Below are 21,411 nucleotides of genomic sequence, written 5' to 3'. Positions count from 1 at the left end.
TATGCAGGCATTGATCCTCGGATTTACCAATCAGGGAAGTTTACAGCATCTATCAATCGCATCACCAAGAGAGGATCTACAAAGCTACGTCAAACACTCTATACAGCTGTTCAGTGTGGGTTAACGAATAACCGAAATGCGAAACTCCGAGAGTATTATGACAAAAAAAGAAGTGAGGGCAAGCCTCACAAAGTAGCCATAATAGCTTGCGCCAACAAGCTATTGCATTGGATTTATGCCATCTTAAAACATAAGCAGAAATACACAGCATAATCCGATGCAAATAATTACATCACTTACAAAAACTTCAAATTATATTATTGAAGTTTCTTTGTCATGCATGTTTTTATTATAACATCTTTAATCTAGTATTATTACTTAAGAAATGTTGACTTATATTAGCTGGTATAATGGAATAACTGAGTAGCTTCTTTAGCTAGTTAGAATAAGAAAAATAGCATTACTTCTTAGTGAAAAGTACATGTAATCCGTATTAATAACAAACAACCTTAATTAGGTTCCTCTAACCACAAATCGACTTTTTCCTTTATTTTTTTTTCGAGTTTATTTACGCTCCTAGTGTCCTTTATGGCTTTATTCGCATATTTCTTCGGAAACATCTCTTTTATAGAATCAGTATACATATCCCCATTTTCTGGTTCTTTATATTCTATAACTGAATATGTATCATTTTTATTTTTTAACTTAATCAATACTGGAAAAGAACCACCCGATTGTTCCTCATCCTTAGTAACACGATTAAATCCCATGTAAAGAGAATATATATATACTTCAACAATTCCATCGATTTCTTTGGCACCATAAACCTTATGGGCTTCAAACTGTTTCTCTGTTTCATAATATTTGTCTTTATTGTAATCTAAAATAAACTCTGAAATAACACTATTCATTTCATCTGTTACATTTATAGATTTCCCTGAAGTTGAACATGCAGTAGAGATTATTACTATAAAGAAAAACACTAGAGATTTACTTATCATTTTTTTCATTTAACTTCCTCACCTTAAAATAATAATTCATAGAAAACTTATCATAATTTAATTCCCTTATTTTTCAAACCTACTTCTTCAATTGAATAAGAAAAAGGAGCTACAATAGCCCCATTGATCTTCAACTCTTGCGCTCTTTAATGGGATAACTAAAATATGACCTCAATCCTAAAATCACTTAATTCTTCTTCAACTAACGCTCTATGTTTGTTCAACTACCCTGAAATCTTTTCCTATTTATCTTAAAATAAGATAGCAAGAAACAAATAAACATAAAACAACAAAGGTATAAGCGAAATATAAATGCAAAATAAAAAAGATTCCTGAAATGAAATTAAAGTGTTGGTGAGTTTTTTAAATTTGCATTGCCTAACTCGTTGAAATTGCTATAATCAGCAATAAAGTTTTCTAGATTCCCGCAATTATGATAGTCATCTTCATTCCATCTACTGTACTATGAAAAGCATAAACAGGTTGATAATAGCCTTTGGAATCTAAAAGATAGCTCACCTCTACTTTGTGGATATGTAAAGATTCTATACTTTTATTTTCAGAGTAATGTTGAAATTTCCCATCTGAAATTTCTTTGTATGCTTCTTGTTCGCTTTTTATTTGAACATCCCTTACCTTGTCATAGGTTATTAAATGATTATCAATAACTTTTACTGTATCGTCGTTGTAATAACTAACACCTAAAACTCCATCTATAAGCTGATTTTCTATTACCTTTTTATCTACAGCCCACTCATAGCTTCCAGTATCTACTTTTTGAAAAAGTGAGTCTTGAGGTACATGTATTCCGAATTGTATTAATTCTTCTATTATGGTTTCTTCATCTACATCTTTTGGCACCCTATCTTCGTCAAAGCTTGAAAAATCCTTATAACTGTAACTTCCATCTAAGAGACGAAACCATATATTATGAGATATCTCATCTCGAATCCAATAAACACCCTCATTCTGATAGGAAATAACCTCCATATTCGATGTATCAAGATTCATTTTCCCGAAAAAATCTATGACAAATTCATCAGCAGCAGCCTTTGTATAGCTCGGTGCCATATAGACAGGGACTGTTGTTCTATTATCGTCGAGCTGTATATCAATGGTGGTTGTTGCTTGTGTCATATTAGTCCTATCAGTTGACACAATAGAGAGATTTCCAAATTCCTTCAAATGGTAGTAAATAAACATGCTTCCAAATAAGATAACTACTAGAAATAAAGGTGAAAAGTACAAACATGATCGCTTTACTCCCTTTGCTTTTATTGTGATGAAGCCCATGATAATCCCATATCCAATGATTGCACCCAGTAGATTGTTAAATAGATCATCAACGACAAAATTACCGTATCTCGTCACTAACTGAATACTTTCAATGGAAAGGGTAAATAACAATGCTGCTCCGATTGTCCAAAGAGCCCTTTTAAAACGTGAATGCAATAGTGGCAAAAGGATACCAAATGGTACAAACATGAATATATTTAAAATTACGAACTGCCAATGCCTAAAGCTAAAGCTATACCAAGCTTCTAGATATGAACTGAAAAAAGAAAAATTCATCCCATAAAAATTTGGACCTCTATTCAAAAAGGTCACTCCAATAACCATGATTACATACCCAGTAAACAACCCTCCAAGAAGTAATTGCTTCTTTGGAAGACTTTTCTTCCCTCCAAAGAGTTTTCTATATACTATGAAATACCCTATAAAGAAAATAATCCCTAAAACAGTTACTACTATCAATGCTAGAAAAAAATATTCCCTAACTATACCAATGATTTCTTGTAATCTCATTTTCTATCTCCCTCATACACAACCATGAATTATATTAATCTTTTCTTTATCTAGTACCTTTCACTACTTTACTATATCACCTCTTAAAATATGTAAGAACTAAGTTTCCAACACTACGCTATTACTTAGTACAATCCTTCACAACACCTAATTATTTTAACATAAATATCCAATTTCACTACCAAAGTTGTTCAATTAAATGGCCCGATTGTTGAATAGCATGACTGGCGTTTTTTAAACAACTTTATTATTTTTTAAACGTCTTTATTGTAAATTAAACAACTTTATTGTTACTTAACATTCTTTTTATTTCCTTAAAAATTTCATTAGCTAGTTATAGTGTATAAAAGCAATTTACTACGTTTGCGCTAGTTCAATTCTTTAGTTATGATGATGTAACAACTACTCTCTAACATAAGTAGCTTTAGAATAACAAAAAAAGTCTTTGACGGTTTTACTCGCAAAGACTTTTTTTGTTATTCTTTAACTATAAAGCGTAGTATGCATTTCGACTGCTATTAACAGCTAAAAACCACATGAAACCTTCGTATGCTAGAAATGCAGGGGCGCCAACTTTTCTTACCAACTGTTTTACAACTTGAAGTGTAATTCCAGTATTGCGCACCTGCCAAATTGCTTCTAATAAAGCTACGCCTGTAGCATCACGTAATATAGTTCTCTCTCTTGATCTTAGACTATCAACAGCTTGTGTAAATTTAGTATACTTTGCATCTCTGGGTAGATTCCTTTTAGGGTTTATTCCAGAATATCTAGCGTTTCCTCTGTTAGTAGAATAGTTAGTCATATAGCCAAAACTCCCACTAACAGCTGCGGTCATAGTCCAACTAGTACTCATAGTAGTAAACAATGGATATTCTTCTTCTTCATTATTTAACGAATTCTGATCTTCTATAAATTGGACACCGTCACTGATATTTTGATTCCCTTTTCCCTTTCCTTTTCCTTTGTTGTTGTAACCTTCGCTTACTATTATGTTTCCTTCAAGATCAGTTGTAATATTTGTTTGGAACCTATCAATAAGTTTTCTTCTCTTATCATTTTTATCACGGACATCATATATTGAAGTTGTGATGATTGTGTTATCACCATCTTCTTCTACTGTCTCTTCGAACAGATGAAGCGACCCATCATTATTTCTAACGATGTAACTTAAAAAGTCATCCGTTTCTACTAATATTTCAAAACGGTCTTCTATATTACTAACAGTTTGTTCTTTTGAAAGTGCCTCCGTTATACCGGTACTAAAAACTACTGAAAAAATAAGGACTCCTACTAAGAGAATCTTTAATGATTTAATTGAACTTTTCATTTCTTTTAACCCCTCCAAATAAGTTCTCATGGATAGGCTACACTTAGTTGGACAATCAAAATAAGGGCTAGTAGAATAATACACAACGAGTGAGGAGCGAATCTACTATGTCCCAAAAAAGAAGAACGTTTTCCACAGAATTTAAGAAGCAAGTGGTTGCTTTATATGAAGGTGGAAAAAGCCGTCAAGATATTGTCCGTGAATACGAATTAACTACATCTGCATTAGACAGATGGCTTACTCAGTTTCAACAGTCTGGTTCGTTCAAAGAGAAAGACAATCGAAGCCCTGAAGAACAAGAATTGATTGAGTTAAGAAAAAGAAATAAACAGCTAGAAATGGAAGTCGATATTTTAAAGCAAGCCGCGCTGATCATGGGACGAAAATAAAAGTGATTGAGAAAAATCGACACTTCTATTCGGTATCAGCAATGTGCGAAGTCCTACAAATAGCTAGAAGTACCTTTTATTATGAAACAGAAATAGCTGCTCAAAAAGAAAAAGAAAAGGCTAAAGAAGAACAAGATTTAAAAGAAAAAATACTAAAGATCTTTAACGAAAACCGTAAAGTATATGGAACTCGCAAAATAAAAGGAGACCTTTTAAAAGCGGGTCACAAGGTTTCCAGACGTCGCATAGGTAGATTAATGGAGGAACTTGGAATTCAATCGAAGTATGCACAACCGTCCTACAAACCAATGAGTTCCCGCCCCAATGAAGAATCGGTTGGAAACGTGTTAGATCGGGAATTTGAAGTGGATGAAGAGATGTCTGTATTGGTGAGTGACTTAACGTATGTCAAAGTAGGCCAGCACTGGAACTACGTCTGTTTTTTAATTGACTTATATAATAGAGAAATAGTTGGTTACAGCGTTGGAAAACGCAAAGACGCAACTTTAGTTCAACGTGCCTTCGCAACGGTTAATCGGCCATTAGAAAATGTGAAACTATTTCATACAGATCGCGGTTCTGAGTTTAAAAACGTGGCCATTGATGAATTATTAAGTGAAAATGAGATTGAACGCTCATTGAGCCATAAAGGAAACCCTTATGATAATGCGGTGGCAGAAGCGACATTTAAGATTTTGAAAACGGAACTAATCAATGGAGCGCATTTCCACTCTCTTAACCACCTAGATCTTGAACTTTTTGATTATATCAATTGGTACAATAACATCCGTTCGCACAGTGCCCTTGGGTATCAAAGTCCGGTAATTTATCGAAACTTACCCCTTAAAAAGATTGTTTGATTTAGTGTTGACATACCACTCAATACAAAAACAGATAGAAGAAGATTATTACAGTAATAACATTCAAAATTAAAACTTTGATAGCTTCTTTGGTATTACCTTTTCTTAACATAATAAAAAACATAAAGATAACACCTACAAACATTAAAACTAGCCCTGTTGATACAAGATAAGATAATTCAAGAAACAATCCAATGAATACTAAAAGTATTCCAAAATAGGGAGTAGCTTTAATTGATAGTAAAAAAGGATTATTTAATTCTTTTTTTACCTCCTTTTGTTCAGCCTCATCTAGATTTTTAATTTTTTTAATAGACAAGAAAGAGATTAGTAACAAAAATATACCTAATATTATGTAATTTATCAATATATTACCTCCTGTAAAATATAATAATAGAGAGTTGCTCAAACAATAATAACATATATATCCAGTATTGTTGGAAAGTCTTACTCCATTAAATGGCCCTTTTCATGAAGAAAGACGCTTTCCTTATTTCAGAAAAGCGCCCGATTGCGGAAGATCATATATAGAATAGTTTGTTTCTCCTTGAAGAAAAGCACCCGTCATAAAATACTTTTGGAATTCTCAATACCAAGGACAGAGAATATCAATTTTATTTCTTCGTAAGCCCAAAAAATATATATCCGAACAAAACAAAACCTATAATAATAGAAAAAGCGGATTGACTAATAAATAAATAAATATCCGCAAAAATAATTTGTAATGGTTCATAATCAAATATTTGTGTGAACAAAAATAATGCAATCAATATTCTCATTGGTGTTAAACACCCCTATATATCGTTTAATTTTGCTCACCATAAGTAACATTCTTCTTATTCTAGATAAGCCTCCGTTTGTTTAATAAGAAATTATATCTGTAATTATGATAATTTCCAAGCTGGAATTAAAGAATGGAATTGAAAAAAATAACTCATTACAACGTGAATAACGGAATACAAAGCTAATACTGTTATGTATGTAAGAAACCATATATGAAGCGGTTTATTTAAGAATAGATAAAGTAACAGCATCCCAACTGGAAACGGTATTAACACAATTAACCATATAGGTGCACCTAAATATTCAGTAAGTGCACCAAAAGTAACTACTGAAGCTCCGATTACAAGGGATTGCCAAAGAGCTATATCATTCCTAATTAACTGCCCCCCTAAAAAATACGATAGAGAAGTAAGAACAATAGATAAAATAAAACTAAAAAAGTAATTCATTATATTCCTCCTTTTTTCACTAATCACCATATAAATCCAACTCATTCTTCAAGATTACTGCTTGTTACTTTAAGTACAATCCTTCACAACCTCTAATTTTTTTAACATAAATATCCAATTTAACTACCAAGTGTTATTCCATTATCTGGCCCGTTTGCTGAAGAAGGAAGAAATAATTTTTTAACGACTTGATAAAATAAACAGTCTTTCTCAAGAAAAAAACAGTAGCGTAAAGCTACTAGGCCTGATGACAGGGTAGCTGTTCTAGTCCGCAGGATAACTACCAATAAAAGTAAATGATGCTTGAGAGTGCTGTAACTTGTGCATCGAATTGGATTCGTTAAAGTGATTTCTAATTTCGTCACAGAACGTTTCTCAAGCATGGTTAAAAGACCTAGTATCTTTTCCATAGGATACTGGTTTTTTTGTTGCCTTTTTTCTAGGGGAGTGACAAGGCTACCGCAAAGTAAACACCCGTTTATAACAGACGCTGGGTATCAAAATAATCATTATCTAAAAAAATGAAACAGGTTAAGTGCTTTTTAATAAGTCAGCTTTCTGTAACAATGAAAGGATTAGTAAAAATAATGCGTAAGGAAATAGTGTAAGCGACCTTGTGATTCTGATCAGGATGAACAAGGTCGCTTATTATCGTTGTAATAGTTAATCAAAAAACCTTACGTGCTTATTCACTTTTTAATTCATGTTCAGTACAAATAAAGTTGTTTATTTTTAAGAAATCACTTTATTTAACTATAGCGTCCTTTCGTAAGTGTGCTTTTACGAACGGGGGTTTTACCTGCAGACAAAAAACAACACACAAACCAAATATAGTCGCACTATTGAATCTCCATATACCTTATCTTACAGAGCCTTCGCTCAGATAGATAGTGTACAAGCTCAATCCTGTTTTATAATTCTATCTTGCCACTTTTGATATATGTAGATGATAACAGCTAGAATAATCATTATTATAAACATGCCAAAATTCCCCATAACTTCTAATTCATAAATTCCAAATAATATTAATAAATTGAGACCTACAAAGGCATAAAAAGCATCAACCAGAGCATTAGTAAGAATATAAATCCAAAAAGGTTTATCAAAAGTAAAATGGAGCTAATTGCTGAACAAGTAAAACATGCAGATATTATCGTATTGAATAAGGTTGATTGTATATCAAAGAAATGTCAAAAGAGTATCAAAGAGGAGTTACGCAGTATTAATCCAACAGGAAAGATTATTTCGGCAGAATTCGCCAACATCGATTTCAGAACAGTTACAAGTTTGGAAAGAAAAGAAAGAGTCAAACATGAGAAAGTGCACGCTATCCAACATCTTCATATGAAAACATACATTCATACCTTCTTACACCCTATTAGTGAGAAGCTATTTGAAGACTTCTTAAGAACAATGCCCGATAATATCTATCGCATTAAAGGATATACCCGTTTTACAGGAAATCCAGATACACTTCTTTTTCAATATGCTTATGGCATGCCCTTTCATACATATTCAGGATTAAAGATGAACAATACACTCGTTTTTATCGGTGATGATTTAGACCATACCAAACTACGGAAAATACTGTGTAACTTAGAGAAAAATAGCATGTCAGCAGCTCATTAGCATTGTCTAGCTTCTTCTTCTGGTTTGCGTTTGACTTTGAAAAGAGATAAAATCATAATATAAATCGTAATGATTACGTTTTTTGTGCGGTCATATGCTATTAAAGAAAGGAGAGGTAATATGGCAAAAAAATCAAAGGTAGCTAAAGAAAGACAACGCCAAGAATTATAAAAAACCCTACTTGCGGCGATGTCATGACTTTATTTTCAGACCTTGAACATGACCGAGTAATGAAAGCATCCTTTCTTGGTGAAGGCTGTAGCATTAGTATGGCGTCAGCATCTATGATGACAGAACTTATTAAAAACAAGTCACTACAAGACGTCCCTTAGAAAAGCATTTGAGGATTAAATTCGTCATGGAAAGGTAGCAGATAAGATAGACTTAGGAGATAGTTTATCGTTACAAGGAGTCCATAAGTTAAAAGCAAGACATAATTGTGCATTAATGACTCGGCAAGCATTAGATAAAGTTTTAAAAGACGAGAAGGAATACAATGCCCTTTAGCTTATTCAGTAGATAAATAATTAACCATGAACTTTTATTAGTTAGGTTTGAAGGAGGATTTATGATTTCTAAAATACATTCTTTTCAATTAGGAAAATTTCGATTGATGTCCATATCGGATGGCGCCTTCCCTGTTTCCAAAGAGTTCTTTTTCGCGGAAACTCCAGAGGACATCATTCAACACATTCCAGCCAATTTTGATGCTCCACTTAATTTTTTGCTTATAGATACTGGAGACAAGAATATCTTAGTGGATGCAGGATTTGGAGTAACTCACCTGCCAACAGCAGGCAAGTTGCTTAACCATTTAAAAGAACAAGGAATATATCCAGAGGATATCCATATTGTCATTATTACGCATGGACATATGGACCATATTGGCGGCCTTTCAAATAACGGAAGACCGACTTTCCCAAATGCAGAATATATCATGCGAAAAGATGAATGGGATCTATGGAAAAGCAATCCGGAGTCAAATGAATATAGGAAATTGATGCCTTTAGAGGATCGCATGACCTTAATTACATCAGATATAGAGATTATTCCAGGTATCCGTCTCGTTCATGCACCTGGGCATACAGTAGGCCATCTATCCCTTTATATCAATTCGGAAGGGAATGATTTACTGCTGGCTTCAGATATACTTAATGACCCGATAACTCTGCAGCATCTGCCTTCACATATACGTGCAGAGATATCACCTAAACAAGGCTTAAAGACCCGGAGAAGGTTCTTGCAAGATGCAATAGATAAATCAGCACTATTATTTGTGTGTCATTATCCATTCCCAGGATTAGGACATATAGAAAAGGAAGATTTCGGATTGAAGTGGGTTCCTGTGGCTGAAAATTTATAATAGCAAGCTAATTCTATAAAGGAATTAGGGTTCATCGCAGTTTAGAGTGAAACAAAGCTGTCCACAATGAAACTAACAATTGTTTTCAAAGGTGGTAGAAGCGAAAATGAACCAAGAAACTCTTATGCAAGCAGCCCTACAACTCGGTGACGGATGGAAGTCACGAAAACGACATTTGCCCCTGAAACACAAAGTTTAACCATTGCCATTCGGGCTAAAAAAGACCATCTTTTCCCTTGTCCTCATTGTGAGGAACTATGTCCCGTCCATGATTATGGACGAGAGCGAACGTGACGTCACCTAAATTTCTTTCAATACACGACCTATTTACGTGGACGATTGCCTCGTGTCTCTTGCTCTAGATGCAAGGGAGCACCGAAAACAGTCACACCTTCATGGACTCGAGAACGTTCAGGTTTTTCTCTGTATTTTGAAGCCTTTCTTCTCCTTCTTATGAAAGCCATGCCTGTGAAGAAAGTAGCTGACCTTGTTGGAGAACATGATACCCGTCTGTGGCCGATCTTGCATCATTATGTCGATGAAGCAAGAGAAAAAGAAGACTTTTCAAGCGTGACATGCGTTGCCTACGACGAAACGTCACGCCGTCGCGGACATAAATATGTTTCAATCTTTATGGACATGTCTAAATGAAAAGTGCTGTCTGTGGCAGAAGGGCAGTCTCATGACGTCCTGAAAACGTTCAAAGAAGACTGGATGATTCATGGAGGACATCCCTATCTCGTCAAAGAGCTAAGCATCGACCTTTCTCCCGCCTTCATTAAAGGGGCGAAAGAACAATTTCCACAAGCATCTGTGACTTTTGATAAATTTCATGTGATGAAACTCGTGAATGAAGCGGTTGATGAAACAAGAAGACAGGAACAACGTGATGTCCCAGCCTTAAAAAAGACCCGCTATCTTTGGTTGAAAAACGAAGTCAACTTAACAACGGATCAAAAGAAATAATTGCTTTCCCTCAAGGATCAAGATTTTCAAACAGCCAAAGCCTATCAGTTGAAAGTCGCTTTTCAACGTTTATTTGAGTTGCCGACTGACCAAGCAGAAGAGCACTTGACGGAATGGCTATCATGGGCACGTCGTTCGAAGATTGAGCTGATGATGACACATTGAGATAAAATTCATTTATTTCTTTTTCACTAACGGAGTGCGTTAACTAATATTTTCAATCTGTATTAAAACCCTATCATTTTCCCCTTCTTTTATATAACTTGAAAAATAGATATTATTTACTTCAATTAAATTCCATACCATCGGTTCTTCAACAATAATCTTAAATTCTTCTTTTGTTGATGTATCATTTGGGTTATTAACAATAATCCATGCCTCTGTATAATCTTCTGAATAGCCTTTTTCCTTAACTAATATATCAGATGTCGTCGAAGTTGAAGTTTCCCCAGTTGAACAACCTACTACATAGGCACCTCCAAATTTCTCTTCTGTATAATAATTTTCTTCAATAATCCTGTTCGATTGATCAATACCAATTATTTTAAAATATGTTATCTAATTCAATCATTTATTTCAATAAAATAGACGCTTTCCTTGTTCTTGAAAAGCCCCCGTTACTTGAAGAAGAAAAAGCGTTTCATATATTAGAAACAACATTAGCCAGACACTTAATTTATAATTTCTCCATCCTTACTTTCTACATAAATCTTATAAGAATCAGTCGAGATAAAATCTAACTCCTCTGAATCTAAAACCTCCTCAACACTCTTCTGAATATCCATTGCTATTTGCTTAGTGTTTGAGTCGCCACTATCCATATCGATTTTTTGTTAAAAGTTTGCTTTTTAACAAATACTATATTTACTTCATGATAAAAAAGGAGAAAAAAATGAAAGTGTTAGGAATATTTATTTTCATTCTGTTATTAACTTCTGCACTTAGTGTTTTAATGGACCTGCTTTTAGGTTTTGAACTCTCTTACGCATTGTTACAATTATTAAACCCGTTTTGGGTAATAGAAGCGGGAGAAATTGTGATGTTAGTATTTTTTTTATTGCTTACAATTGGTCACCAAATCGTCATCATCATAAAAAAGAAAGCTAATAAACAAGATGGGTCTAGTTAGCTTTCTTCTTGAAATGATTGCGAGTCATGGCGACGACGAGCATGAACAACGGAATGATAATATGGAAAGGAATGTGGATGAAATAAGATGTGATTTTTTGGCCTTCTTCAATATGTTCTGAAAAATCTGAGGCAATCATTATCGATAAGAAGATGAGAATCAGTCCAATTGGAAAAAGAATGTGTTGATGTTTTTTTACCTTGAACAAATCAGCCATTCCAATGACTGCAGCATAAAAATAAATCGCTATTTTAAAAAACATCGTAATTAGAAAGGTAAAAACAACAATAGCATCCAGTCGTTGGATAAACTCGAAAAGGTTGATTTTCCCGATGGTTGATAACAAAGGAAAAATAGATCTCTCAAGTTCTTCAACACCGAGAACGGCGATATTTAAACACGCTGTATAACTTAGGAAAAGACCGCTTACAATTAAGGCGGACAGCCACACTTTTTTTGCTAATTCCGGCCGATTTAAATAAGGAAGCAGCATGGTAAAGACAAACATTTCTGAAAAAGGAAAATAGGTAGTAAGTGGAAAGGCTGTCGTTATGATCGGTTTCCATCCGTTTTCCAAAAAAGGCTGCAAATTACGGAGGTCGACTTCACCTGATAAATAGACGGAAAGATTTGCTGTAACTCCCAAAAAAATCAAGATAACAATCATTACTTCGGCCGTTCTCCCTACTACTTCAATCCCTAGATAAAGCACATAACAAATGGTGAGCACGAACAAGATATGGATCGCAAGTAACGGTGTTTCTATCATAGTCGATGAAAGCAGCAAATCACCGAAGTCACGCAGATTCCGGGCTGCAGCGTACAAGAAATATACAGTGTATAACAAGCCAATCGACCATCCAAGGTATTTTCCGAATATTTTTCTAGCATATCCGGTAAACGGCAGATTCGGATATTGACGGAATAAAAAGTAGTAAATGAAAAATAAGGCGACTCCACCGCACATTCCGAAAAGAATCGCAAGCCAGGCATCTTTTTTAGCACCAATGCCAAGGCTTACGACAACTGCACTTCCAAGTTCAAATAAAAACATCATAGCAAATAGTTGAATGACACTAATTTTGGCTTTCTCCATCGTCTAAAATCCCCTACCGTAACTTTATGATTATTTTATATATGGCTTTGTTCGCAAGCCTGACCGCCGAATAAACGCCTGTACGTTGACGTTGACTTCTGTTTCGGGAAAGACTTCATCATTCCATTTTTTCTCTATCTCCTTCCATAATGTTGGGTCCTTGCGGTTTACATATTCGCCGAACCGGAAAATATCGCTTTTTTCTTCTTTGGCAGCATCTATTGCCATTATGATTTCCTCTTTTATTTCCTCCTCAATCTGTTTCTCAAGCTGTTTAATGATATCATGTTTACTAAGATCGATCGGACAATGGACTTCTACGATGTGAGATTCTGATCGAACTGAGACATAAAAAACGGGTTTATTGTTTTTTATTTCCGTGTTAATTTTCGTTTTCGAGCGTACCATGTCAACAGCAATCCCCTTTTTTTTCTGTTCACAATCAAGGTTTACAATGGTTTTGGTCAATTCATTATTAATCAACATGGCACCGCGTGCCGCATCTTCAACTAACCATCTTTGGAGTTTTCCCCTTTTAAAAATACCAAGTCCTAATAATTCTAGCTCTGCCGGTGGATCTATTACTTGAACGTTTGTCATACTGTTCCCTTTTTCCGGGGGACCAATAATTTGAACCCCAGTTAAAACTGCCACTTCCCCGCTTAATTGTTTAATGACTTTGTCTGCACGGGTAGATGAAAACACTCCCCACGTCTCTTGGGTGGCTTCTAAGGCACCAACAATTTTAGCAGAAGGAATGGGCTCAAGAGATGTCACAATTTGAAGAACGTTCATTGCTGTACTATTTTTGGCGACTAAAACCGGGAAAAGAGTACGAAATCGGGTATCACGTTCAATCCAGTCAAACAAATCTTCAATCCCTTTTTTTCTCGTCAGTTCTTCCCCAATCACCAATAATTGGACATGAGGATAAAAAAGTTCTTGAGGTAACTTGGGCGCAATTTTTCGGAGTGCCTCCTCAACGTTGCTACCTGTAGCCGAATAGATTGTAACAGGAGCTATGTTTCCGTTTACCCCTTGCCCTTGTACACCGGCTATTTGTCCTTCATTTATCACTTGTACTGTGACGTGATATCTGTTATCCAAATCATCGCTTCCTTCATCAATCCCGATCGCGCTTACGATGTCCAGGTCTTGTAATTCAGCACGATCCCAACAACCCGACAGCAATACAGTAGATAAAAGCATAAAAAGAATGATGAATGGTCTATGTTTCATTTGGAACCCCTCTTTGATTCGTCATCAGGTGTTTAATTTTCTCTCGGTTTCGGCCCGCGGTTCTTGCTATTTCCTGTCCTCGTTATGTTCGTTTGGTTTATTAATCGAGGGCGTGTTGACAAAAACGGTTTTGGCATGCGCATGAAGGCATCTTTCCAATCAGCAAAAATGAGTGGGGCAAAGGGTGCCAAATATGGAATCCCGAAAGAGCGTACACTGCAGGTATGTGCGACTAACACAATGAGTCCTAGTCCAACTCCGTAGAGCCCGAAAGAAGCTGCCAACACCATCATCAAAAATCGAAGCAAACGCACCGCATCCATCATCGGATGATGGGGGATGGTAAAACTGGCGATTGCCGTCCCTGCCACAACAATGACCATCGCGCTTGAAACAATTCCTGCTGCAACAGCTGCTTCTCCCAATACAAGTGCACCAACGATTGAAACCGCCTGACCAATCGGCCGCGGCATCCGAACACCCGCTTCCCGTAAAACCTCAAATGTAAGTTCCATTAATAGAGCCTCAAAAAATATCGGAAATGGAATTCCTTGTCGCTGTGCTGCTAGGCTAATTAATAAAGCTGTTGGAATCAATTCCGAATGAAAGGCAGTAAACGAAATAAATAGAGACGGTCCAAAGAGAGTCATTATGAATGCAACAATTCTTAAAAATCTCAAAAAACTAGCCATACTCCAACGTAAGTAATAATCTTCAGCAGTTTGAAAAAATGAAATCCATGTCGCTGGTAAAATGATAGGATTCGGTGTGCCATCAACAAAAATAGTGACACGTCCTTCTAGTAACTGTCCTGCCACCACATCCGGACGTTCTGTTACAAACATGGTCGGCCAAGGTGTCAATGTGTCATCCGTAATCCATTCTTCGATTGTATTGGAACCTCCAACCTCTTCTACTTCAATTTTACCGATCCTTTCTTTGACTTCGGTTAGAAGCTTGTCATCGACAATCCCTTTTACGTACATAATGGCTACATCTGTTTGTGTGATGTTCCCTAGTTTCATCGTTTCAATCCATAGATTAGGGCTTTTAATGCGATGACGAATCATGGCTGTATTGGTAATAAGCGACTCTACAAAACTTTCTTTAGGTCCCCGGACAGCTGGTTCTATTGTAGGTTCTGTAATCGATCGTAACTCCCCGCCTTCTGCTGCACAGCTAATGACTTGGTTCCAGCCATCTAACAGAAGAATGGTTTTTCCTGATAAGAGGCTCAGCAACATTTTGTCCCAGTCCGTTATGCCCTCAACGGTCCCAACTGCTACGATATTCTCTTTAATGTAGGTGAATAATTGGCTCGGAGACTGAGGATTTACACTTTCAGTATTGTGAACGTTACCCATTAGGCGTTCTATAACAAAATTACTAATGATGTTCTTATCGGCTAACCCATTTATATAAATAATCGCAACTTTATGAAGCGAAGGCTTTCCCATTTTAAATTCACGAATTTCTAAGTCACTGCTGTTTCCTAGAGCATCCTTAATATTTTTTAAGTTTTCGTCTAAATGTTCACTGACTTTTTGTATGTTTGATTTGATTTCTGTTTCCTTATACTGTGGTGCCTGCTTTCTTTTGTTGTGGATTTTTGTTAACCGTTTCCATGCACTATTCATTTTCTTATAACACTCCAAGCTTTAGGGTCATCGAATGAAGTTGTTCGATGTGTTCTATTGTTAATAACATCTCTATTTTCCAATTTTTTATACGTTTAAGAAGGATCTCTGATAACTTAACGATTCAGAGATTGCTGACTTTGTAAAACTTAAATTAAAAGAATCTCGTAAGACCTACCAAAAAACATTAAATAGTCTTGATGAAAGAGGCTATGCTGAATGATGCACATAGATAATAATATAAATAAGCATATATACTAAATCCACCCTTGAGTTGTAAGCTTGACACTCCGAACAGAAATCAAATGGGGAGTGTCCCGCCAAATGAGGTGACTAATTTCTTTTGGGCTAGAGCAGGACCCCTGTTACTGGTCCTATAAGTATAGAAAATAGGAAAGTAGGGGAAAATGAATAACTAGAAAAGATGTACAACGTGCGGATTAAATCAATGGGAAAAAGGGGAAGATCCTAGACAATGGAGAAGGCCAAAATTAGTGCTATTCAACTATTTGCCATGATGTTTATGTTTGAATTGGGGACTGCACTGGTCGTAAGTTATGGAATATCAGCCAAGAAAGACGCTTGGCTCGCGATTCTTTTAGGGATGTGTTGTGGAATTGTTTTATTTTTTATTTATTACTTTTTATTTCGCCAATATCCAAATTTACCACTTACCGGATATGCAAAAAAAATATTTGGTAAATACTTGGGGTGGATGATTGGTTTGTTATACATCTTATACTTTTTGTACATGGCTGCCCGACTTTTGCGCGACTTTGGGGATTTGCTGCTTTCATCAACTATGCCAGAAACACCTTTATTGGCAATCAATATCTTATTCGTTCTTGCCATTTGTTATGTGCTTTCTCTAGGGATTGAAGTATTGGGGAGAACAGCAGAAGTATTTATCGTCATCTTGATCTTTTTGGGATTAATAGGAAATTTCCTTATCCTTGTTTCAGGTGATATTGATCTCCATAATTTGCAGCCGTTTCTTGAACATGGATGGAAACCAATTGTAACGACAGCCTTTCCGTTAATTACTACTTTCCCTTTCGGAGAACTGCTTGTCTTTACCATGCTTCTCCCTTATCTAAATCGGCCGGAATTAGCAAAAAAAGTGTGGCTGTCCGCCTTAATTATAAGCGGTCTCATCTTAAGTTATACAGCATGTTTAAATATCGCCGTTCTCGGTGTTGAAGAAGTGGAGAGATCTACTTTTCCTTTGTTATCAACGATCGGAAAAATCAACCTTTTTGAGTTTATCCAACGACTGGATGCTATTGTTGTCTTTACCTTTATGATTACTGTATTTTTAAAAGTTTCTATTTTTTTCTATGGTGTATTAATCGGAATGGTCGATTTGTTTAAGTTAAAAAACCATCAACAAATTGTATTACCAACTGGAGTTATTATTATCTTTTTATCAATGGTGATGGCCGCGAATTTTTCAGAACATATTGAAGAAGGACTAAATATTACAGTCCATTACCTTCATATTCCTTTCCTGATCATCATTCCATTATTAATGCTGCTTGTTACCATGATTGGTAATCGTTTCAAGAAGAAAGATAGATCGGCATCAAATGAAACATAATAATTATTATGCTATATTCCAAAGCCATCGGGTTTAAACAAATTCCGAGGGCTTTTTGATTACCGATAACGCATGCTGTGCTAACTGAATTTATGAGTTTATATCCAGCTAATTGATCAAACTATCAAATGGTTAACAGCTACAAGGTAAATTTATTCCTTAAATTCCCACTGCGGATTCCAGACTACTTCCCACAGATGCCCATCCGGGTCTTGAAAGTGGCCAGAGTATCCTCCCCAAAATGTATCGTGTGCGGGGTCAGTTATAATAGCATCAGCTTTTTTCGCCTGTTCCATTACGTTATCAACTTCTTCTTTACTTCCTACGTTATGACCTATAGTAAATTCGGTAGGACTGGATGCTGTCAGAGGAACCTTTGCCTCATGAGCTATATCTTTGCGATTCCAAATTGCAAGCTTTAAACCTGCTTGTAAGTCGAAAAAAGCAACGGCACCATGCTCAAATTCTTTGCCAACTATACCTTCTGTAGGAAGCCCCAGTCCGTCTCGATAGAATTCTAACGATCTTCCTAAATCATCTACACCTAATGTAATTACAGTAATTCGTGGTTTCATAAATTGATAATGCCTCCTTATAAATTTAATCCTAATATTTGACGTATCCCAATCTTATCAGAACCAGGACACAAGCTTAAACTATTTAGCGATCTTCACAAAAAGGTGTTGCTTTTAAATAAAGTTTGAGCAAAAATACCTCGCAAACCCTTATTTCACAATAAATAAGAGGAATCAATTTTAAACTATAACGTGCTTCCTGCTTCCAGACAAATCCTATTGTTTTACCAAATAGATTTCAACTTCCAAATCTCCATTAACTTAATATTTACAGAACCATTTTTTGCTAACTCTTCTGGTATCGAAAGTTTCATTTCTTTACAAACTTTGATAACGTCTCTTCCAATTAAAAACATACTATATTTTCCGTTTCAAACTATACTTTGAAACGAGTCCCTGTTCTTCATGATTCGTCCAATACGACGTCTAGAAACCGTCCATCCTTTCTTTTTCAGTTCAATCTTGATCTTTCTTTGGCCGTAATTATCACGACTTTTCTTAAAGATATCGATGATCGCTGATGTTAATTCTTCGTCCTGGTCATCGCGAATTTTAGCTTCATAATAATACGTACTTCGGGCCATTTGTAGGACGTCGTCCAACTAAGTGTAACCTATCCAATCATCATATTTTAAGGAGAGGAGGGACAAACCTGTCCCCTGAATAGTTTTGCAAAATAAGAACAAAATAACAGGAAAGTTGGGAGGGGATATCGTTTGAGTATTTTCAGAAAAAAGTTTTATAAAAAGCTACTTAATGATAAACAAAACGATCATGTTCACACCCCAACTGATTCACATTTGAATAAGGACCCATTAAAAGAGAATTTACAAGAGAATTTGGATAGTATTATGCAGGAATTTGGTCACTCATCTGATTTTGTTAGTCGGAAGTTTATATTGGGTCATCCAAGGTCAATTTATGTAGTGGCCCTATATATAGATGGGTTAGCAAACGAAGATATGGTTAATGAACTCATTACTCATGCCCATTCTTTATCCTTAGAGTCAGCTGAACTATTGGAAATCGAAGAAAATGAGAAATCTTATATTGAAAATACCTTTAATCTCACAAGAGAAATGGTATCAACTGTTGGAAACGTAATTGTCGTTACAGATTATCGGACCGTTATTTCCTCTCTTTTGAATGGAAATACGATTTTGTTATTTCAAGGTATGAATCATGGTTTAATTGTTAGTACATTAGGCAGTAATTACAGAGCCATCACTGAACCTACTTCAGAAACAGTAGTGAAAGGCTCTAAAGAGGGATTTATCGAATCGGTTAGTGAGAACACGGCCATGATGCGTCGACGTCTGAAAACAGGCAAACTAAGAGTAGAAAGAAGAAAAATGGGTGATCTCTCAAATACGGATATAGCCATCATGTATATAGATGGCATTGTAAATGATAAGGTTCTAGATGAAGTAAAAGAACGCTTAAATAACATCAATGCTGAGGCTATTTTAGAATCCAACCATATTGAAGAGTTGATTGAGGAAAAAAGAATCACTTTATTTCCTACTGTGCTTAGCACAGAAAGGCCAGATCGGTTATCGAGAATATTAACGGAAGGAAAGATAGCCATTTTTGTGGAGGGAACACCATTTGCTCTCGTTGTTCCTAATGTATTTCCTGACTTCCTTAAATCAACTGAAGATTACACATCTCGCTATAGCATAAGTAGTTTAATAAGAATTTTGAGATACATCACTTTTCATTTTTCATTATTTAGTTCGCCTATATATATTGCATTAATTACATATCATCAAGAAATTATCCCGACTCATTTCTTGATTAGTCTTATGGCCCAACGTGAAGGGGTTCCTTATCCAGCTTTAATTGAGGCCATGTTATTAGAAATTACATTTGAAATTTTAAGAGAAGCAGGTGTTCGTATCCCTCGGGCTATTGGTCCGACAATATCAATCGCTGGAGCTCTCGTTATTGGTGATGCAGCTGTATCCGCAGGTTTGGTTTCTCCTGCTATGACAATTATCGTTGCTTTGACTGCCATTTCAAATTTTACAATACCTTCCTATACTTTGGCGAATACGACTCGAATTCTACGTTTTTCATTTATGATTGTGGCGTCTATTTCAGGTCTTTTCGGCGTGGCTTTAGGGTATTTTATCATGATGGCACACTTATGCAGCTTACGGTCATTTGGACTTCATTATTTATCACCATTTGCCCCATTTTATTTAGCTGGCAATAAAGATGCCATCCTTCGGTTTCCATTTTCTCTTTTAGAAAAAAAGAAAAAGGCTAATACTTTCAAAAACGAATGATTCATGTAAATGAGTTGATGATATGAAATCTAGTTGGTCAAAGGGAATGTCCATTATATGTATGGCAGTAATCATACTTTCAGGGTGCTGGGATCAAAAAGAATTAAATAACATTGCGTTAGTTACTAGCGTTGGAGTTGATACAGCCCCTGAAGAAGATATGCATCTTTTTACGTTTCAAATTCTCATCCCGGGTCAAGTGACTCCAACCATTGGAGGAGGAGGAGGAGACCAGGCTCCTATTACCATTATTACTCAAAAAGGAAAAACGATGTCTGAAGCAGTGCGCAAAGCCGCACAACAGACACCAGGTCAGCTGTATTTTCCTCATATGCAAATGGTTGTATTCAGTGACGAAGTAGCTAAGGAAGGGGTAAAAGTATTTTTAGACGTTTTTGAAAGAGATCACGAATTACGCCCTCTGACTACTGTATTCATTACCAATGGAATTGCAGCAAAGACTGTTTTAAGCACTCTGACTCCAATTGAAATGAAACCGTCTGAAAGCTTGCTTGAAAAAAGTGAAATGAGTGTAAAAAGAGGGGCTTTTACAGCTAGAGTTGATATTGATGAAATCATTAAGGCTGTTGGGACAGCAGGGAAAGATCCCTTTATCGGAGGAGTGAAAGTGATTGGACAACCCCCTGAGGATAGTACTACTAATATTCAACAAGTCGAGCCCAAAGCTGTTATTATTCCCGATACTATTGCCGTTTTTCAAGGCGATAAGCTGAAGGGTTGGCTACAGGAATATTCTGCAAGGGGGTTATTATGGGTGCTAGGCAAGGTGGAAAGTACGATTGTAAATGTTGAGTGTGAGAAGAAAGAAGAGAGTATTAATGTTGAAATCATACGGTCAAAGTCTCAGGTTATTCCTCTATTAAATAAGGATCAACCAGAATTTACTGTTAAGATATTGGCTGATGCAAACATAGGCGAAACGGAGTGTTTTATTAATTTGGCAGATTCGAATGAAATTGATTTGATTCAAGAAAAGGTTATAAAAGTAGTTAAGAAAGAGGCAGAAGTTGCTATCTCTGAAGTGCAGAAGCACCAAAGTGATGTTTTGGGTTTGGGAGCAGCTATATTTCAGGAGGATCCAGAACAGTGGGGATATTGGGAGAAGGATTGGGACAATCATTTTAGTAACGCAAAAGTCAATGTAGAAGCACAAATATTTATTCGTCAATCTGGTTTACGCAATAAACCACTTGAGATACAGTAATGAGTTTCATTAGACATTAGAGTATCGAACGTTACAGAACGGAAAG

General features: G+C 35.8%; 19 protein-coding genes and 2 pseudogenes. 11 read left to right on the top strand and 10 right to left on the bottom strand.

Annotated features, from left to right (window positions below; translation table 11 throughout):
* Positions 1–273: transposase (locus SAZ04_RS11690; RefSeq protein ID WP_332695272.1), on the top strand; the 273-nt coding region annotated here is incomplete at its 5' end.
* Positions 274–509: 236 nt separating this feature from the next.
* Here the strand turns inward: SAZ04_RS11690 and SAZ04_RS11685 are convergent.
* From SAZ04_RS11685 to SAZ04_RS11675, 3 genes are all read right to left on the bottom strand, one after another.
* Entirely contained in the window at positions 510–1,010 is a 501-nt protein-coding gene (locus SAZ04_RS11685; RefSeq protein WP_332695270.1) for a hypothetical protein, read from the bottom strand.
* Between the two features lie 408 nt (positions 1,011–1,418).
* A complete protein-coding gene (locus SAZ04_RS11680; protein WP_332695268.1) occupies positions 1,419–2,807 on the bottom strand; it encodes a VanZ family protein in 1,389 nt (462 codons plus the stop codon).
* A gap of 487 nt (positions 2,808–3,294) precedes the next feature.
* Entirely contained in the window at positions 3,295–4,137 is an 843-nt protein-coding gene (locus tag SAZ04_RS11675; RefSeq protein ID WP_332695266.1) for a hypothetical protein, read from the bottom strand.
* Between the two features lie 107 nt (positions 4,138–4,244).
* Between SAZ04_RS11675 and SAZ04_RS11670 the strand changes: the two genes are divergently transcribed.
* Positions 4,245–5,386, top strand: a protein-coding gene (locus SAZ04_RS11670; RefSeq protein WP_332695264.1) for an IS3 family transposase whose coding sequence is annotated in 2 segments (ribosomal slippage) — positions 4,245–4,491 and positions 4,491–5,386 — 1,143 coding nt in all. Because the reading frame shifts where the segments join, the coding sequence is not laid out codon by codon here.
* 19 nt (positions 5,387–5,405) lie between these two features.
* On the opposite strand, the gene SAZ04_RS11665 is transcribed toward SAZ04_RS11670, so the two are convergent.
* Positions 5,406–5,753 (bottom strand): hypothetical protein, encoded by a 348-nt coding sequence (locus SAZ04_RS11665; protein ID WP_332695262.1) that lies wholly within the window; start codon positions 5,751–5,753, stop codon positions 5,406–5,408.
* A 517-nt stretch (positions 5,754–6,270) separates the two neighbouring features.
* Entirely contained in the window at positions 6,271–6,618 is a 348-nt protein-coding gene (locus tag SAZ04_RS11660; protein ID WP_332695260.1) for a hypothetical protein, read from the bottom strand.
* 1,113 nt (positions 6,619–7,731) lie between these two features.
* On the opposite strand from SAZ04_RS11660, the gene SAZ04_RS11655 reads away from it, so the two are divergent.
* From SAZ04_RS11655 to SAZ04_RS11630, 6 genes and pseudogenes are all read left to right on the top strand, one after another.
* A complete protein-coding gene (locus SAZ04_RS11655; RefSeq protein WP_332695258.1) occupies positions 7,732–8,247 on the top strand; it encodes a GTP-binding protein in 516 nt (171 codons plus the stop codon).
* A 194-nt stretch (positions 8,248–8,441) separates the two neighbouring features.
* Positions 8,442–8,579, top strand: coding sequence for an iron-sulfur cluster assembly scaffold protein (locus tag SAZ04_RS11650; RefSeq protein ID WP_332695256.1), 138 nt, complete (start codon positions 8,442–8,444; stop codon positions 8,577–8,579).
* A gap of 236 nt (positions 8,580–8,815) precedes the next feature.
* Entirely contained in the window at positions 8,816–9,610 is a 795-nt protein-coding gene (locus SAZ04_RS11645; protein ID WP_332695254.1) for an MBL fold metallo-hydrolase, read from the top strand.
* Positions 9,611–9,949: 339 nt separating this feature from the next.
* Positions 9,950–10,261 (top strand): helix-turn-helix domain-containing protein, encoded by a 312-nt coding sequence (locus SAZ04_RS11640; RefSeq protein ID WP_332695252.1) that lies wholly within the window; start codon positions 9,950–9,952, stop codon positions 10,259–10,261.
* A gap of 3 nt (positions 10,262–10,264) precedes the next feature.
* Positions 10,265–10,741: pseudogene (locus tag SAZ04_RS11635) on the top strand (transposase).
* A 727-nt stretch (positions 10,742–11,468) separates the two neighbouring features.
* Positions 11,469–11,705: a YczF family membrane protein gene (locus SAZ04_RS11630; RefSeq protein WP_332695250.1), complete on the top strand. Its 237-nt coding sequence runs from the start codon at positions 11,469–11,471 to the stop codon at positions 11,703–11,705.
* Here SAZ04_RS11630 and SAZ04_RS11625 read toward each other — a convergent pair.
* Genes SAZ04_RS11625 through SAZ04_RS11615 form a run of 3 tightly spaced genes read right to left on the bottom strand, consistent with a single transcriptional unit; the run spans position 11,698 to position 15,677 of the window.
* Entirely contained in the window at positions 11,698–12,801 is a 1,104-nt protein-coding gene (locus tag SAZ04_RS11625) for a GerAB/ArcD/ProY family transporter (RefSeq protein WP_332695248.1), read from the bottom strand. The genes SAZ04_RS11630 and SAZ04_RS11625 overlap by 8 nt on opposite strands.
* Before the next feature lie 30 nt (positions 12,802–12,831).
* Positions 12,832–14,040 (bottom strand): Ger(x)C family spore germination protein, encoded by a 1,209-nt coding sequence (locus SAZ04_RS11620; RefSeq protein WP_332695246.1) that lies wholly within the window; start codon positions 14,038–14,040, stop codon positions 12,832–12,834.
* Positions 14,041–14,072: 32 nt separating this feature from the next.
* A complete protein-coding gene (locus SAZ04_RS11615) occupies positions 14,073–15,677 on the bottom strand; it encodes a spore germination protein (protein WP_332695244.1) in 1,605 nt (534 codons plus the stop codon).
* A 475-nt stretch (positions 15,678–16,152) separates the two neighbouring features.
* Between SAZ04_RS11615 and SAZ04_RS11610 the strand changes: the two genes are divergently transcribed.
* Positions 16,153–17,274: a GerAB/ArcD/ProY family transporter gene (locus tag SAZ04_RS11610; RefSeq protein ID WP_332695242.1), complete on the top strand. Its 1,122-nt coding sequence runs from the start codon at positions 16,153–16,155 to the stop codon at positions 17,272–17,274.
* Between the two features lie 152 nt (positions 17,275–17,426).
* Here the strand turns inward: SAZ04_RS11610 and SAZ04_RS11605 are convergent, their stop codons facing one another.
* Both SAZ04_RS11605 and SAZ04_RS23460 read right to left on the bottom strand, forming a co-directional pair.
* Positions 17,427–17,849, bottom strand: a complete 423-nt coding sequence (locus SAZ04_RS11605) for a VOC family protein (RefSeq protein WP_332695240.1) — start codon at positions 17,847–17,849, stop codon at positions 17,427–17,429.
* A 372-nt stretch (positions 17,850–18,221) separates the two neighbouring features.
* Positions 18,222–18,445: pseudogene (locus tag SAZ04_RS23460) on the bottom strand (IS3 family transposase); the annotation flags it as partial.
* Between the two features lie 120 nt (positions 18,446–18,565).
* On the opposite strand from SAZ04_RS23460, the gene SAZ04_RS11595 reads away from it, so the two are divergent.
* Together SAZ04_RS11595 and SAZ04_RS11590 are read left to right on the top strand one after the other, a co-directional pair.
* Positions 18,566–20,140 (top strand): spore germination protein, encoded by a 1,575-nt coding sequence (locus tag SAZ04_RS11595; RefSeq protein WP_332695238.1) that lies wholly within the window; start codon positions 18,566–18,568, stop codon positions 20,138–20,140.
* A 22-nt stretch (positions 20,141–20,162) separates the two neighbouring features.
* On the top strand, positions 20,163–21,365 hold the full coding sequence (locus SAZ04_RS11590) for a Ger(x)C family spore germination protein (protein ID WP_332695236.1): 1,203 nt from the start codon (positions 20,163–20,165) through the stop codon (positions 21,363–21,365).
* The last annotated feature ends 46 nt before the right edge of the window (positions 21,366–21,411 follow it).

Source organism: Halalkalibacter lacteus, assembly GCF_036663595.1.
Taxonomy (GTDB): Bacteria; Bacillota; Bacilli; order Bacillales; family Bacillaceae_D; genus Halalkalibacter; species Halalkalibacter lacteus.
This window is presented reverse-complemented; position numbering and strand designations above follow the sequence as displayed.